Origin of the sequence: Pseudomonas fluorescens (assembly GCF_041354075.1) — a bacterium.
Taxonomy (GTDB): Bacteria; Pseudomonadota; Gammaproteobacteria; order Pseudomonadales; family Pseudomonadaceae; genus Aquipseudomonas; species Aquipseudomonas fluorescens_CE.
Window position 1 is genome coordinate 73,334 of sequence record NZ_JARZGC010000003.1, and the last position, 14,901, is coordinate 88,234.

The window sequence follows — 14,901 nt, forward strand, 5'->3', positions numbered from 1 at the left end:
GTGCACTCGACAGGATTCGAACCTGTGACCGCTCGGTTCGTAGCCGAGTACTCTATCCAGCTGAGCTACGAGTGCATGTGTGGTTTTATACCAGATCACAACTGGTTGAAGCCAAGTCATTTGCATCACTGCAAACAACTCTTAAATGGTGCACTCGACAGGATTCGAACCTGTGACCGCTCGGTTCGTAGCCGAGTACTCTATCCAGCTGAGCTACGAGTGCATTTGTTGCCGCGCATTATAGGCCGTCGAATCTTTTTGTAAAGCGCTTTTTTCTAGTAATTTCAACAACTTACCGAAGAAGCCAGATTACAACGTACTAAGCGAATAATGGCGGAGAACGGGGGATTCGAACCCCCGACACCCTTTTGAGGTGTACTCCCTTAGCAGGGGAGCGCCTTCGGCCACTCGGCCAGCTCTCCGCAACACGGGGCGTATATTAACCAGCTTCTTCCCCGTTTGCAAACATAAAAAACGATAAAAATTAATGGCTTGGTTCTTCGTCCTTCTCTTTCTTGATACGCAGGTAAATTTCTTCACGGTGCACCGCCACCTCTTTTGGCGCGTTGACACCAATGCGTACTTGATTTCCTTTGACGCCGAGCACGGTCACGGTGATTTCGCCATCACCGATAATCAGGCTTTCTGCGCACCGACGAGTCAGAATCAGCATACCTATCTCCTCACGCATTTCATTTTTCAGGGACAACAGTCTGCAAAAAAAAGGCATTCGCACTGCGACCTGAACGATCGCAGCCCTACCTGCCTGAGTATTGACCAGCGCAGGCAAAAGAAAGGCTGCGCCATCAAAAAAACAAAAGGGCGCGGTCAGACCGCGCCCTTTCGGCAACGCATCACTCGCCCTGGCGGGCCGGTGCGTCCAGTTCGAAAGCCGTGTGCAGAGCGCGCACAGCCAGCTCCAGGTATTTCTCTTCGATCACCACGGACACCTTGATTTCCGAGGTCGAGATCATCTGGATGTTGATGCTTTCCTTGGCCAGGGACTCGAACATGCGGCTGGCCACACCCGCGTGGGAGCGCATACCGACACCGACGATCGACACCTTGGCGATCTTGGTGTCGCCGACCACTTCACGGGCACCGATTTCACGCGCGGTGTTTTCCAGCACGCCCTGGGCGGCCTGGTAATCGTTGCGGTGCACGGTGAAGGTGAAGTCGGTGGTGTTATCGTGCGCAACGTTCTGCACGATCATGTCGACTTCGATGTTCGCGGCGCTGATCGGGCCGAGAATCTTGAATGCAACGCCCGGGGTGTCTGGCACGCCACGGATGGTCAGCTTGGCTTCATCGCGGTTGAAAGCGATGCCGGAAATGATCGGCTGTTCCATGGTTTCCTCTTCATCGATAGTAATGAGGGTGCCCGGACCCTCCTTGAAGCTGTGCAGTACGCGCAGCGGAACGTTGTACTTGCCGGCAAACTCGACCGCGCGGATCTGCAGCACCTTGGAACCGAGGCTGGCCATTTCCAGCATCTCCTCGAAGGTGATCTTGTCCAGGCGTTGAGCCACGGACACCACACGCGGGTCGGTGGTGTAGACGCCATCGACGTCGGTGTAGATCTGGCATTCGTCAGCCTTCAGGGCTGCCGCCAGCGCCACGCCGGTGGTGTCGGAACCGCCGCGACCCAGAGTGGTGATGTTGCCGTGCTCGTCGACGCCCTGGAAACCGGCGACCACCACCACGCGACCGGCCTTCAGGTCACCGCGAATTTTCTGGTCATCAATCTGCAAGATACGCGCTTTATTGTGAGCGCTGTCCGTCAGGATCCGTACCTGGTTGCCGGTGTAGGACACCGCCGGCACGCCGCGCTTGATCAGCGCCATGGCCAACAGTGCGATCGTCACCTGCTCGCCGGTGGAGACGATCACATCCAGTTCACGGGGAACCGGCTGATCTTCGCCACTGATTTGCTTGGCCAGATCGATCAGACGGTTGGTTTCCCCGCTCATTGCAGACAGCACGACCACCAGGTCATCGCCAGCATCGCGGAATTTCTTGACCTTGTCGGCAACCTGCTCGATTCGCTCGACAGTGCCGACCGAGGTGCCTCCAAATTTCTGTACGATCAAAGCCATTTCAAAGCCGCCTCTGCCCATGAAGGGCGCCCAAATAATCACTCAAACAGCGAGCCGGCCCGCCACTGGACGGCGGGCCGGGCACGCTGCCTTATAAACCCTGCTCTACAAACGGAACGGTCAGGGCCAGTGCGGCATCCAGTGCGCCGGCGTCGGTACCGCCGCCTTGCGCCATGTCCGGACGACCACCACCCTTCCCGCCCACTGCCGCAGCGGCCTGCTTCATCAAATCACCGGCTTTGAGTTGGCCAGTCAGGTCCTTGGTTACGCCTGCAACCAGAACGACCTTTTCCTCATGGACACTGCCGAGCAGGATCACTGCGCGGCCGAGTTTGTTTTTCAGTTGATCGACCAGCGCCAGCAGCGCCTTGCCGTCCTGACCGTCCAGACGCACGGCCAGCACCTTCACACCCTTGACGTCCAGGGCAGAGGCCGACAGATCGTCGCCCGCCGCGCTGGCCGCCTTGGCCTGCAACTGCTCGAGTTGCTTCTCCAGCAGACGGTTGCGCTCCAGCACAGCCGACAGCTTGTCGATCAGGTTGTCGCGGCTGCCCTTGACCAGACTGGCCGCTTCCTTGAGTTGTTCTTCTGCGGCGTTCAGGTAGGCCAGTGCCGCAGCACCGGTGACCGCCTCGATCCGCCGCACACCGGCGGCCACACCGCCTTCGCTGATAATTTTCAGCAGGCCAATGTCGCCGGTACGGTTGGCGTGAATGCCGCCGCACAGCTCGACGGAGAAATCACCGCCCATGCTCAGCACGCGCACGTTGTCGCCATACTTTTCGCCGAACAGCGCCATGGCGCCTTTTTTCTTGGCGGTGTCGATGTCGGTTTCTTCGGTTTCAACGGCGGAATTCTTGCGGATCTCGGCGTTGACGATGTCTTCCAGCGCCTTGATCTGCTCAGGTTTGATCGCTTCGAAGTGGCTGAAGTCGAAGCGCAGGCGCTGACTGTCGACCAGCGAGCCTTTCTGCTGAACATGTTCGCCCAGCACTTTGCGCAACGCGGCGTGCAGCAGGTGCGTGGCCGAGTGGTTCAGCGACGTGGCGTGACGGACGTCGGCTTCAACCTGGGTTTCAACCGGCGCAGCAACGGTCAGGCTGCCCAGTGCCTGCACACCGTGGTGCAGGAACGCGCCACCGGTCTTGGTGGTGTCGCGCACGTCGAAGCGGCCGTTACCGGCCTGAATGAAACCGCAGTCGCCGATCTGGCCACCGGATTCGGCGTAGAACGGCGTCTGGTCGAGCACGACCACGCCCTCTTCGCCTTCATTCAAGACGTCGACCGATTGCCCGTCCTTGTAGAGAGCGACGACTTTCGCCGAGCCGCTAGTGGCCTTGTAGCCGGTGAATTCGGTGTCCACGTCAACCTTGACCAGGCTGTTGTAGTCCATGCCGAACGAACTGGCGGAGCGGGCACGCACGCGCTGGGCTTCCATTTCGCGCTCGAAGCCCGCTTCGTCGAGGGTCAGGTTGCGTTCGCGGGCGATGTCGCCGGTCAGGTCCATCGGGAAGCCGTAGGTGTCGTAGAGCTTGAACACCACGTCGCCCGGTACCACGTCGCCTTTGAGCTCGGCCAGATCCTGCTCGAGGATCTTCAGGCCCTGCTCCAGGGTCTTGGCGAACTGCTCTTCCTCGGCTTTGAGCACGCGCTCGATGTGCGCCTGCTGGGATTTCAGCTCGGGGAAGGCTTCGCCCATCTCGGCGACCAGGGCCGCGACGATCTGGAAGAAGAAGCTGCCCTTGGCCCCCAGCTTGTTGCCGTGACGGCAGGCGCGACGGATGATCCGGCGCAGCACGTAGCCACGGCCCTCGTTGGACGGCAGCACGCCGTCGGCGATCAGGAAACCGCAGGAACGGATGTGGTCGGCCACCACTTTCAGCGACGCCTGGGCGTCGTTGGTGCAGCCGATGGCCTTGGCCGAAGCGTTCAGCAGGCTCTGGAACAGGTCGATTTCATAGTTCGAGTGAACGTGCTGCAGCACGGCACTGATGCGCTCCAGGCCCATGCCGGTGTCCACCGACGGCGCTGGCAGCGGGTGCAACACGCCATCGGCGGTGCGGTTGAACTGCATGAACACGTTGTTCCAGATTTCGATGTAGCGGTCGCCGTCTTCTTCCGGCGAGCCCGGCGGGCCGCCCCAGATGTCGGCGCCGTGGTCGAAGAAAATCTCGGTGCAAGGACCGCACGGGCCGGTATCGCCCATGGTCCAGAAGTTGTCGGAGGCGTACGGCGCGCCCTTGTTGTCGCCGATACGGACCATGCGCTCGGCCGGCACACCGACTTCCTTGGTCCAGATGTCGTAGGCCTCGTCATCGCTGGCGTAGACGGTGACCCAGAGCTTTTCTTTCGGCAGGTTCAACCACTTGTCGGACGTCAGGAAGGTCCAGGCATAAGTGATGGCATCGCGCTTGAAGTAATCGCCGAAGCTGAAGTTACCCAGCATTTCGAAGAAGGTGTGGTGACGGGCGGTATAACCGACGTTTTCCAGATCGTTGTGCTTGCCGCCGGCGCGCACGCATTTCTGACTGCTGACGGCGCGGGTGTACGCGCGCTTTTCCTGGCCCAGGAAGCAGTCCTTGAACTGGTTCATCCCCGCGTTGGTGAACAGCAGGGTTGGGTCGTTGCCCGGAATCAAAGAGCTGGAGGCTACACGGGTGTGGCCTTGCTCTTCGAAGAAGCGAAGGAAGGCTTCACGGATTTCTGCGCTTTTCATTAGGTTCTTCCACGGAGGCTGCGGCCAAAGGCCTGTTCGAAACGTCAACAGACGAAGCGACGGCAAAGGGCCGCATTATATCGGCCCTGCGCGCGGGGTACAGCGTGTTTATACGATAGAAACGGTCAATTGGACGGCTAACGCGATCAGTTACGCGAAAACTCGACGAATGTCGCGACGACTTGCTCGATTTGGGCGCGGCTGACGTCCATGTGGGTGACCATTCTCAGACGGGCGGCCGCGCTGAGCTTCACACCGCGTTCGGCGGCAAAGGCCTTGAGCGCTGCGGCCCGGTCGCCGATCTGCACGTACACCATGTTGGTCTGTACCGGTTCGACGTCGTAACCGGCTTCGCGCAGGCCCTCGGCCAGCCATTGCGCGTTGGCATGGTCGTCGGCCAGGCGCTCGACGTTGTGGTCCAGCGCGTACAGCCCCGCAGCGGCCAGCAGCCCGGCCTGGCGCATGCCACCCCCGACCATCTTGCGCAGGCGTCGGGCCTTGGCGATCAGTTCGCTCGAGCCGCACAACACCGAGCCCACCGGCGCACCCAGGCCCTTGGACAGGCAAACCGACACCGAATCGAAATGCTGGGCGATCTCGCGGGCATCCACCCCGAGCTTGACCGCCGCGTTATACAGGCGCGCGCCGTCCAGATGCAGTTGCAAGCCCTGTTCGCGGGTAAACCGCCGCGCCCTGGCCAGGTAGTCGAGCGGCAGCACCTTGCCCTGCATGGTGTTTTCCAGCGCCAGCAAGCGGGTACGGGCGAAGTGGAAGTCGTCCGGCTTGATCGCCGCCGCCACCTGGGCCAGGTCCAGCGAACCGTCGGCCTGCACTTCCAGCGGCTGTGGCTGGATCGATCCGAGCACCGCCGCGCCACCGCCTTCGTACTTGTAGGTGTGTGCCTGCTGGCCAACGATGTATTCCTCGCCCCGCTCGCAATGCGCCATCAAGCCCAGCAGGTTGCTCATGGTGCCCGTCGGCACGAACAGCGCCGCGGCAAAACCCAGCCGTTGCGCCAGCTCGGCTTCCAGCCGATTGACCGTCGGGTCTTCGCCATAGACGTCGTCCCCCGTGGCCGCCCTGGCCATTGCGTCGAGCATCCCTGGAGTCGGTTGGGTGACGGTGTCGCTGCGAAGATCGATAACGCTCATGAATCTGGCCTCGGTAGCAGGGAAAAAGAAGGATCAAGGTGGGATTACTGCGGTCATCCTGCGCATTAATCAACCCTTGGGCGCGCCTGAATCAACAAAAAAATCGATGGCAATCATCTGAAAGCATCGATGCACAGGCAGGAAAGATGTGTTAAAAACGCAGCGCCGCCAGACATTCTGACGGCAAAACGTTCTCAGGGCGGGGTGCAACTCCCCACCGGCGGTAATTGCGCGCAATGCGCATAGCCCGCGAGCGCTTGGCGGCAGCACGGCTTCGGCGGTGCCTGGCGACAAGGTCAGCAGACCCGGTGTGATTCCGGGGCCGACGGTCACAGTCCGGATGAAGAGAGAACGGGATTGACGCCAAAGGGCCGTGCGCAGGCATCCGTGCGAGTGTGCGTACCCTTAGATCCCCTTCGATTCATATGCCCTGTTTTTTATTTAAACAGGAGTCAGAACATGCAACCCACCGCAATCGACAGCAAAAGCAAACACCCTCAGGGCGAGCGCGTTGCGTTCATCCAGGCCTGCTGGCACAAGGATATTGTCGACCAAAGCCGTAAAGGCTTCGTCGCCGAAATGATCGCCCAGGGTTACCAGGAATCGGACATCGACTTCTTCGAAGTCGGCGGCGCCTTCGAGATGCCTCTGCACGCCAAGCTGCTGGCCAAGACCGGCCGTTACGCCGGCATCGTCGCCGCCGCGCTGGTGGTGGATGGCGGGATCTACCGTCACGAATTCGTCGCCCAGTCGGTGGTCAGCGGCCTGATGCAGGTCCAGTTGGAAACCGAAGTGCCGGTGTTCTCGGTGTCCCTGACCCCGCACCATTTCCATGCCGGTGAAGAGCTGCACCACACATTTTTCTTCGAGCACTTCGTGCACAAGGGCCAGGAAGCAGCGAAAACCTGTGCCGATACGCTGAGCAAGGTACGGGCACTGCGTCGCAGTGAGCCGCGGGCGGTGGCGGTCTAAGCACCCGACGCCCATTTAACTGTAGGAGCGAGCATGCTCGCGATGGTCGTCAACGATGACGCTGGCTAACTGGAAGCCCGCGGTGCCCGGGCGTCCATCGCGAGCATGCTCGCTCCTACAGAAGAGGCGAGCGCGTGAATCAGGCCAGATTTTCATCCGTGGCCGGGACGATCAGGATGCCGGCGCGCAGGCCGTTCTTGACCTTGGGGTTGGGGAAAATGATGCGAGCGCCCTCTTCCTCGATGATCCAGCGCGTCTGGGCGATGTCTTCGGCCAGCAGGTAACCCGGTTCCAACTCGGAAAAATTCTCGATGTCCGCCGGCAGGTTCAGGCGGAAGCTGTCACTGTGCTTGATGATTTCCCGCGCCACGCTGAACAGCTGCAAACCGTCCAGCGACGCCTCTTCGAGCGCCGGTTCGTTGCCTTCGATGATCTGCTTGAGGCGGGTTTCCAGCAGGCTCACGTTGACCCCCGCGTTCTGGCCGAACGGCCGCGCCTTGCCCAGTTCCAGGGTGAAGGACTCCGCCCCCAGCTTGTCGTAGGTGTAGGCGCTGAAGACGATGGACGGCTTGTTCTGCAACAGCACCGCTTCCATGCCCGCGGCGTGTAAACGCGCCAGTTCCCGGCGGGAATGCTGGCGGCCTTCTTTCCAGGGGTACAGCGCGAACTGCTCGATCTTCGAGCCACGAATCGCCGTGTGCAGGTCGTAGTGCAGGCGCTCGCGGTCCGGTAGGCTGAAGAAACTCGCCGCCAGGCGCTCCAGCTCGCAGGCGCGCAGGGCTTCGGAGCCGCTGCTTTGCTCGTGACGGCCGTTGAACAGCCGATTGACGTCCTGCTCGACGAAACGCTCGCCCTTGCGAATCGCTTCCGGGTTGCCGAACAGGAACAGGATACGGGCACGCGGCTTCAGGTCGCCGCGAGCGATGTCATGCAGCAGCCGATCAAGCAACTCGACCGGTGCTGTTTCATTGCCATGGATCCCCGCTGACAGCAGCAGGTCCAGGCCGTTGTCACGCGCCTGCGGCGGCCGGACTTCCAGCGCGCCTTCGCTCAACCAGCGCATGCGCACGCCTTCGACAGTCAGTTGAGTCTTCTCCGCCGGTTCACGACCGGCGAGGGTCAGTTCAAGCAGTTTGCCGAGGGCGAGCATAGAGCGGTTTCCTTAATGGTCGTGGTTGCAATCCGGGCCGTGAACGTGACCGTCGTCGTCGCCGAGCTCGGCCGGTTCCATTTCCAGTTGCAGACTGACCAGATTAGTCGCCAATGGACGCAACAGCAGGTTGGCGTATTCAGCGTCACCTTCTTCGACGTCCACACCGATCAGCAACTGACCGCGGCCGTCCTGCTGGATCCACAGCTCCTTGCCTTGCCACAGAACCGCGACGCGGGTGCAGGAGGTTTCCAGTTGCGTGCCGTCGGTGTCTTCAAGGATCAGCTGCAGGGTATCGCTCATGTTTTTTACGCTCTCGACTTCAATTGATCTGGAAAGGATAAACCGCGCCCAGTTTAAGGATTTGTGTCAGTTCATCCAGTGCCGTCCGGCACTCAAGCAGCAATTGCGGGTCCGCCAGATCGTTTTCGGTCATGCGGTCGCGGTAGTGCTTTTCAACCCATTGGGTCAGCGTGTCGTACAACGGCGCGGTCATGATAACCCCTGGGTTGACGGCTGCCAGCTCGGTTTCATTGAGCGCGACGCGCAGACGCAGGCACGCCGGGCCACCGCCGTTCTGCATGCTCTGCTTGAGATCGAAGACCTTGACCTCGCGGATCAGGCCGCCGGAGCTGGTCAGGCTTTGCAGGTATTGCCAGACCCGTTCGTTGCCCTGGCACTCCTGCGGCACGATCAACAGCATCGAGCCGTCCGGGCGCGACAACAACTGGCTGTTGAACAGGTAGGAGCGCACCGCGTCTTCCACCGTGACCGCCGAACGCGGCACGCACACTGACTGAAACTTCCCGCCGACCTTGGCGAGCTTGGCCTGCAACTCGGCCAGCATCTTGTCGGTCTCGAGGAACGCATCCTCGTGATAGAACAGCACTTCGCCGTTGCCGACGGCGATCACGTCGTTATGGAACACGCCTTGATCGATCACCAACGGATTCTGCTGGGCGTAGACGACGCCTTCATCCTTCAGGCCGTGCAGCCGGGCCACTGCCTGGGAGGCTTCGAGCGTCTGGCGAGCCGGGTATTTCTGCGGCGCCGGGTAGCGGGTATCGAAGGCGCTGCGACCGAACACGAAGAACTCGACGCCGGCTTCGCCATAGTCACGGCAGAAGCGCGTGTGGTTGGCCGCGCCCTCGTCACCGAACTGCGCCACCGCCGGCAACGCCGCGTGGTGAGCGAAGTGCTGCTGATTGGCGAACATCGCTCCCAGCACGCGACTGGTGGTCGGGTGTTCGATGCTGCGGTGATATTTGCAGTTGAGGTTGGCGGCGGTGAAATGCACTCGGCCGTCGGCAGTGTCGGCACTCGGGCTGACCGTGGCGGCGTTGGCCACCCACATGCTCGAGGCCGAGCAACTGGCAACCAGCAACGGCATCGCCTCCCGGGCGGCCCGCTCGATCACTTGCGCATCGGTGCCGCTGAAGCCCAGGCGACGCAGGGCGGCGACGTCCGGACGCTCCTGCGGCGCCAGCACGCCCTGCTGAAAGCCCATGTCCATCAACGCTTTCATTTTCGCCAAGCCCTGCAGCGCGGCTTCCTTCGGGTTCGAAGACTGCTGGCTGTTGCTCTGGGACGCGACGTTGCCGTAGGACAAACCGCCGTAGTTATGGGTCGGCCCCACTAGACCGTCAAAATTGACTTCACAGGATTTCATCAGCGAGGCTCCACGAGAATCTGTTGTTATAGGCATCAGGTGACAATTGGTTAAGACCGCGTCGCGGCCATCGCGAGCAGGCTCGCTCCCACAGGGAGGGTTGAGGTGTTCACACCACTTGTGGACACCCCGATCATCGTGGGAGCGAGCCTGCTCGCGACTGGCCGTCAGGCCATCTTCACGCCAGGCGTCAAAGTGGCAGGCAACACCAGGCTCGGCGTCTCCAGCGAGGCCACCGGGTATGCGCAGTAATCCGCCGCATAGTAGGCGCTGGCACGGTGGTTACCCGAGGCGCCGACGCCGCCGAACGGCGCGCTGCTCGCAGCCCCCGTCAGTTGCTTGTTCCAGTTGACGATGCCGGCGCGGCTTTCCAGCCAGAACTGCTGGTAACGCGCTTCGGAGTCCGACAGCAAACCGGCCGCCAGGCCATAGGCGGTGTCGTTGGCTTCAGCAATCGCCGCTTCAAAATCAGCGTAGCGGATCACTTGCAGCAATGGCCCGAACAGCTCCTCATCCGGACGCTCGGCCACGGCGGTCACGTCCAGAATGCCCGGCGTCAGCAGCGCCGCCTGGGCCTGGGGCTGGGTCATTTCCAGCAAGGCCACCGCGCCGCTGGCCAGCAGATGCGCCTGCGCATCCATCAAGGCCTTGGCCGCCCCCAGGGAAATCACCGAGCCCATGAAGGGCGGCGGTTGCTGATCGAAGGCGCCGACCTCAAGAGTCGAACTGACCGCCACCAGCCGCGCCAGCAGGGCATCGCCCCAGGCGCCTTGCGGCACCAGCAGGCGCCGCGCACAGGTGCAACGCTGGCCAGCGGAGATGAATGCCGACTGGATGATGGTGTAGACCGCCGCGTCCACGTCGGCGACCTCATCGACCACCAGCGGGTTGTTGCCGCCCATTTCCAGCGCGAGGATCTTGTCCGGACGGCCGGCGAACTGGTTGTGCAGATGATTGCCGGTACGGCTGGAGCCGGTGAAGAACAGGCCGTCGATCCCCGGGTTCGCCGCCAGGGCAATCCCGGTTTCCCGAGCGCCTTGCAGCAGGTTCAGCACGCCGGCCGGCAGGCCGGCTTCGATCCAGCACTTGACCGTCAGCTCGGCGACTTTAGGCGTCAGCTCGCTGGGCTTGAACAACACGCTGTTGCCGGCCAGCAGCGCCGGCACGATGTGACCGTTGGGCAAGTGACCGGGGAAGTTGTAGGGACCGAACACCGCGACCACGCCGTGGGGCTTGTGGCGCAACACGGCGGTGGCGTCACCCAGCGGGCCGCTCTTCTCGCCGGTGCGTTCGCGGTAGCTCTGCACCGAAATCGCGATCTTGTTGACCATGCTGGTCACTTCCGTCGCCGATTCCCACAAGGGTTTACCGGTTTCCTCACCGATGGTGCGGGCCAGCTCGTCGGCGTGGGTTTTCAGCGCGGCGGCAAAGGCCTCCAGCACCGAGATACGCTCTTCCAGGGTGCGGCGTGCCCAGCCCGGAAAGGCCTGACGCGCCGCCTGCACGGCCGACTCGACCTGGGCGGCGGTAGCGCCCTCGCCCGCCCACAGCACTTGCTGGGTCACCGGGTTCAGCGATTGGAAGGCTTCGCCTTGGCCGGCCAGCCATTCACCTGCGATGTAGAGCGAATTCATTATTTGGTCTCCCGTGCAGCGGACAACGGAACGGCGCGCACCTGGTCGCCGGCGGTGAGTTGCAGGCGCCTGGCGGTCAGCGGATCAACCACCAGCGTGCCGGCGGCGAAGCGTGCGGGTGCGGCAGTGATCCGGCAGTCTTCGCGCTTGCGGTTATGAATGATGAACGGCGTGGCGTCGTCGCCCGGCGTGCCGATGGCCAGCACCAGCGCCTGACTGTCGCGCACGGCACGAATCTTGGTGGTTTCGCATTCGATGGCCGGGCCGGCGTCGAAAATGTCGACGTAACCCTGGTAGCTGAACCCTTCGCTGCGCAGCATCGACAGCGCCGGCTCGGTGTCCGGATGGACCTGGCCGATCACGTTGCGCGCGTCCGGCGACAGGAAGCAGGTGTACAGCGGGAATTTCGGCATGAGTTCGGCGATGAACGCCTTGTTGCCGACGCCGGTCAGGTAATCCGCCTGGCTGAATTCCATCTTGAAGAAGTGCCGGCCCAGGCTTTCCCAGAACGGCGAACGCCCGGCGTCATCGGACACGCCGCGCATTTCGGCAATGATCTTGTTGCCGAACAGTTGCGGGAATTCGGCGATGAACATGAACCGCGCCTTGGACAGCATGCGGCCGTTGAGGCCGGTGCGGTGATCGGCGTGCAGGAACAGCGAGCACAACTCCGAGTTGCCGGTCAGGTCGTTGGCCAGGAACAGCGTCGGAATTTCGCGGTAGATGTTCAGCTCCTGGGAGGCGCTGACGGTCAGCCCGACCCGGAAGTTGTACCAGGGCTCACGCAGGCCCACGGCGCCGGCGATGGCGGAAATGCCCACCACGCGGCCCTCGTCATCCTCGAGCACGAACAGGTAATCCGCATCGCCGCGCCCGGCTTCGCCGCGAAAGGTCTTCTCGGCCCAGCCGACCCGATGGGTCAGGCGCTCTTCGTTGGCCGGCAAGGTGGTCAGGCCGGTGCCGGTGCTGCGGGCCAGGTCGATCAGAGCGGGTAAATCGCTGCTGCGTACGGGACGAACGATCATGCTATCTCCTCAAACGGGCCGCTTGCGCCACCCGCGAAACTCTTGCTGCTTTCCAGGTTGGCAAGCAGGCGTTAAACCGCCACCAGGCGCACGCTGGCACCCTCACCGACGCCCAGGGCTTCGGCCGCTTGCAGATCCAGGGTCACGGGCTTGCCCGGCGCGTAATCGAGCTCGAGCAACACGGCGCGGTAATCCTGCAACTGGGCGTTGGCCACCAGGTACTGGCGGCCGACCCCTTTGACCGTCTCGCCGATTTTCACCGGCACCACGCGGCTCTGGGCAATCGAACGGATCCCCGAAACACGCGCATGCAGGGTCGGGCCGCCGTCGAAAATGTCGATGTAGTGATCGGTCTCGAAGCCTTCGCGCATCAGGATGTCGAAGGTGATCTGCGCCCGCGGGTGCACCTGGCCCATGGCCTCTTGCGCCGAGTCGGGCAAGAGGGGCACGTAGATCGGGTAATGCGGCATCAGCTCGGCCAGGAAAGTACGGCTCTTGAGCCCGCACAGGCGCTCGGCTTCGGCGTAGTTGAGGTCGAAGAAGTTGCGGCCGATGGCGTCCCAGAACGGCGAGTCGCCGTTTTCATCGCTGTAGCCGACGATCTCGGTCACCACCGAATCGGCGAAGCGCTCCGGATGACTGGCCACGAACAGCAGGCGGCCACGGGAGTTGAGTTCGGCCCAGGGCGAACCCACCAGGTCGCGCGTCACATAGAAACTGGTCAGCAGGCTGTTGCCGGTCAGGTCGTGGCATTGGGAGAGCACGTGGATCTTGTTGTGAATCTTCAGCTCGCGGGAGGCGTGCACGAAGGTTTCATTGCGGAAACTGTAGAACGGCTCGGAGTAACCGGCCGAAGCGACAATGGCCGAGCAGCCGGCGAGCTTGCCGGTGTCGGTGTCTTCGAGGACGAAGAAATAGGTCTCTTCGCCATTGAAGCTGACTTCGGCGGCGAACGACGCTTCGCTCGCGGCGATCTTGTCGCTCAGGCGTTCAACGTCATCCGGCAGGGAAGTGACACCAATCGGACTGTCCGCAGCCAGACGCTGTACCTCGCCCAGATCAGCCATTTGCGCGGGGCGCATCACCAGCATGGTGTCACTCCTTTCTTAAAACTCTTTGAGAAAAACAAGCCGGGCCGACTTTTGAACTTCCGTAGGAAAATCGGCCCGGCATGACATTGGGATCGGCGCCCGAATCTTCGGGCGCCGAACGGTCCATCAGGCTTGCGTCAGTTTGGCCGCCGCGCGTTCGAAGCGGTCCAGGCCGGCATCGATGTCGGCGTCTTCGACCACCAGGCTCGGGGCAAAACGCACCACGTCCGGGCCGGCTTGCAGGATCATCAGGCCTTCTTTTTCAGCGGCGTTGAAGATGTCCTTGGCCTTGCCTTTCCAGGCATCGGTCAGCACACAGCCGATCAGCAGGCCCATGCCGCGCACCTGGTTGAACAGGCCGTATTTTTCGCCGATCTGCAGCAGGCGCGCCTTGAATTTTTCGTGCTTGGCCTTCACGCCCGCCAGCACTTCAGGGGTGTTGACCACGTCGATCACCGCTTCGCCCACGGCGCACGCCAGCGGGTTGCCGCCGTAGGTGGTGCCGTGAGTGCCGACCACCAGGTGCTTGGCCAGCGCGTCGGTGGTGAGCATCGCCGCGATCGGGAAACCACCGCCCAGGCTCTTGGCGCTGGTCAGGATGTCCGGGATCACGCCGTAATGCTGGTAGGCGAACAGGTGGCCGGTGCGGCCCATGCCGGTCTGCACTTCGTCGAAGATCAGCAGCGCGTCGTGGGCGTTGCACAGGTCACGGGCGCCTTGCAGGTAGTCGAGTTCGGCCGGAATCACGCCGCTCTCGCCCTGGATCGGTTCGATGATCACCGCGCAGGTCTTGTCGGAAATGGCCGCTTTGAGCGCCGCCAGATCGTTATACGGTACGTGGGTGATGCCGGTGATCTTCGGACCGAAGCCGTCGGAATACTTCGGCTGGCCACCGACGTTCACGGTGAACAGGGTGCGGCCGTGGAAGCTGTTGACGGTCGCGATGATCTCGTACTTCTCGCTGCCCGCACGGTCAAACCCGACACGACGGGCCAGCTTGAGCGCGGCCTCGTTGGCTTCGGCGCCGGAGTTGCAGAAGAAGGCACGCTCGGCGAAGGTCGCGTCGATCAGCTTGTGGGCCAGGCGCAGGGCCGGCTCGTTGGTGAACACGTTCGACACATGCCACAGCTTGTTCGCCTGTTCGGTCAAGGCACCGACCAGCGCCGGGTGCGCATGGCCCAGTACGTTGACGGCAATCCCGCCAGCGAAGTCGATCAGCTCGCGACCGGACTGGTCCCAGACACGGGAACCGGCGCCACGTACCGGAATGAAAGCGGCAGGCGCGTAGTTGGGAACCATTACCTGGTCGAAATCGGCGCGTTCTACCGCAGCGTGCTCAACGGACATCGGAGTCTCCTGAAGAGGAACACTCGCCTGAAACTGGCGAGCTTGGTGAG

Annotated in this window: 13 protein-coding genes, 3 tRNA genes and 1 riboswitch; of the genes, 2 read left to right on the forward strand and 14 right to left on the reverse strand. The window is 62.2% G+C overall.

From position 1 onward, the window contains the following. Window position 1: 1 nt before the first annotated feature. The 7 genes from QIW53_RS04590 to ltaE form a co-directional block, all read right to left on the reverse strand. Window positions 2-75, reverse strand: a tRNA-Arg gene (locus tag QIW53_RS04590). 71 nt (window positions 76-146) lie between these two features. Then, window positions 147-223: transfer RNA gene (locus QIW53_RS04595), tRNA-Arg, on the reverse strand. 108 nt (window positions 224-331) lie between these two features. Beyond that, a tRNA-Ser gene (locus QIW53_RS04600) sits at window positions 332-422 on the reverse strand. A gap of 62 nt (window positions 423-484) precedes the next feature. Continuing rightward, window positions 485-673: a carbon storage regulator CsrA gene (gene csrA, locus QIW53_RS04605; protein ID WP_002554426.1), complete on the reverse strand. Its 189-nt coding sequence runs from the start codon at window positions 671-673 to the stop codon at window positions 485-487. A gap of 181 nt (window positions 674-854) precedes the next feature. Further along, the gene (locus QIW53_RS04610; protein WP_192305806.1) at window positions 855-2,096 is read right to left on the reverse strand and encodes an aspartate kinase; all 1,242 of its coding nucleotides are present in this window, start codon (window positions 2,094-2,096) and stop codon (window positions 855-857) included. A 91-nt stretch (window positions 2,097-2,187) separates the two neighbouring features. Continuing rightward, on the reverse strand, window positions 2,188-4,812 hold the full coding sequence (gene alaS, locus QIW53_RS04615; RefSeq protein ID WP_371048499.1) for an alanine--tRNA ligase: 2,625 nt from the start codon (window positions 4,810-4,812) through the stop codon (window positions 2,188-2,190). A 146-nt stretch (window positions 4,813-4,958) separates the two neighbouring features. Beyond that, window positions 4,959-5,963 (reverse strand): low-specificity L-threonine aldolase, encoded by a 1,005-nt coding sequence (gene ltaE / locus QIW53_RS04620; protein ID WP_371048500.1) that lies wholly within the window; start codon window positions 5,961-5,963, stop codon window positions 4,959-4,961. Between ltaE and QIW53_RS04625 the strand changes: the two genes are divergently transcribed. Then, window positions 5,962-6,084: a hypothetical protein gene (locus QIW53_RS04625; RefSeq protein WP_371048501.1), complete on the forward strand. Its 123-nt coding sequence runs from the start codon at window positions 5,962-5,964 to the stop codon at window positions 6,082-6,084. The genes ltaE and QIW53_RS04625 overlap by 2 nt on opposite strands. Window positions 6,085-6,149: 65 nt before the next feature. Then, window positions 6,150-6,320, forward strand: a riboswitch (FMN riboswitch). 102 nt (window positions 6,321-6,422) lie between these two features. Continuing rightward, on the forward strand, window positions 6,423-6,935 hold the full coding sequence (locus QIW53_RS04630) for a 6,7-dimethyl-8-ribityllumazine synthase (protein WP_192305800.1): 513 nt from the start codon (window positions 6,423-6,425) through the stop codon (window positions 6,933-6,935). Window positions 6,936-7,074: 139 nt separating this feature from the next. On the opposite strand, the gene astE is transcribed toward QIW53_RS04630, so the two are convergent. The 7 genes from astE to QIW53_RS04665 form a co-directional block, all read right to left on the reverse strand. Further along, complete coding sequence (gene astE, locus QIW53_RS04635) at window positions 7,075-8,085, reverse strand: succinylglutamate desuccinylase (protein ID WP_371048502.1); 1,011 nt, start codon at window positions 8,083-8,085, stop codon at window positions 7,075-7,077. A gap of 12 nt (window positions 8,086-8,097) precedes the next feature. Then, window positions 8,098-8,388, reverse strand: a complete 291-nt coding sequence (locus QIW53_RS04640; RefSeq protein ID WP_371048503.1) for a topoisomerase II — start codon at window positions 8,386-8,388, stop codon at window positions 8,098-8,100. A gap of 19 nt (window positions 8,389-8,407) precedes the next feature. Next, entirely contained in the window at window positions 8,408-9,754 is a 1,347-nt protein-coding gene (astB, locus tag QIW53_RS04645) for an N-succinylarginine dihydrolase (RefSeq protein ID WP_371048504.1), read from the reverse strand. A gap of 167 nt (window positions 9,755-9,921) precedes the next feature. Next, window positions 9,922-11,391 carry a succinylglutamate-semialdehyde dehydrogenase gene (astD, locus tag QIW53_RS04650; RefSeq protein WP_371048728.1) on the reverse strand — a complete coding sequence of 490 codons (1,470 nt, stop codon included), beginning with the start codon at window positions 11,389-11,391 and terminating at the stop codon, window positions 9,922-9,924. Continuing rightward, window positions 11,388-12,413: an arginine N-succinyltransferase gene (astA, locus tag QIW53_RS04655; protein WP_371048505.1), complete on the reverse strand. Its 1,026-nt coding sequence runs from the start codon at window positions 12,411-12,413 to the stop codon at window positions 11,388-11,390. Before astA ends, astD begins: the two co-directional genes overlap by 4 nt. Window positions 12,414-12,484: 71 nt before the next feature. After that, entirely contained in the window at window positions 12,485-13,504 is a 1,020-nt protein-coding gene (aruF, locus tag QIW53_RS04660; protein WP_192305789.1) for an arginine/ornithine succinyltransferase subunit alpha, read from the reverse strand. Between the two features lie 126 nt (window positions 13,505-13,630). Further along, window positions 13,631-14,851 carry an aspartate aminotransferase family protein gene (locus tag QIW53_RS04665; RefSeq protein WP_371048506.1) on the reverse strand — a complete coding sequence of 407 codons (1,221 nt, stop codon included), beginning with the start codon at window positions 14,849-14,851 and terminating at the stop codon, window positions 13,631-13,633. Between the last annotated feature and the right edge of the window lie 50 nt (window positions 14,852-14,901).

Bases quoted from the DNA above. Each gene is read 5' to 3' on its own strand.
- csrA (WP_002554426.1), bottom strand. From the start codon at position 673: ATGCTGATTCTGACTCGTCGGTGCGCAGAAAGCCTGATTATCGGTGAT.
- QIW53_RS04610 (WP_192305806.1), bottom strand. From the start codon at position 2,096: ATGGCTTTGATCGTACAGAAATTTGGAGGCACCTCGGTCGGCACTGTC.
- alaS (WP_371048499.1), bottom strand. From the start codon at position 4,812: ATGAAAAGCGCAGAAATCCGTGAAGCCTTCCTTCGCTTCTTCGAAGAG.
- QIW53_RS04625 (WP_371048501.1), top strand. From the start codon at position 5,962: ATGAATCTGGCCTCGGTAGCAGGGAAAAAGAAGGATCAAGGTGGGATT.
- ltaE (WP_371048500.1), bottom strand. From the start codon at position 5,963: ATGAGCGTTATCGATCTTCGCAGCGACACCGTCACCCAACCGACTCCA.
- QIW53_RS04630 (WP_192305800.1), top strand. From the start codon at position 6,423: ATGCAACCCACCGCAATCGACAGCAAAAGCAAACACCCTCAGGGCGAG.
- astE (WP_371048502.1), bottom strand. From the start codon at position 8,085: ATGCTCGCCCTCGGCAAACTGCTTGAACTGACCCTCGCCGGTCGTGAA.
- QIW53_RS04640 (WP_371048503.1), bottom strand. From the start codon at position 8,388: ATGAGCGATACCCTGCAGCTGATCCTTGAAGACACCGACGGCACGCAA.
- astB (WP_371048504.1), bottom strand. From the start codon at position 9,754: ATGAAATCCTGTGAAGTCAATTTTGACGGTCTAGTGGGGCCGACCCAT.
- astA (WP_371048505.1), bottom strand. From the start codon at position 12,413: ATGATCGTTCGTCCCGTACGCAGCAGCGATTTACCCGCTCTGATCGAC.
- aruF (WP_192305789.1), bottom strand. From the start codon at position 13,504: ATGCTGGTGATGCGCCCCGCGCAAATGGCTGATCTGGGCGAGGTACAG.
- QIW53_RS04665 (WP_371048506.1), bottom strand. From the start codon at position 14,851: ATGTCCGTTGAGCACGCTGCGGTAGAACGCGCCGATTTCGACCAGGTA.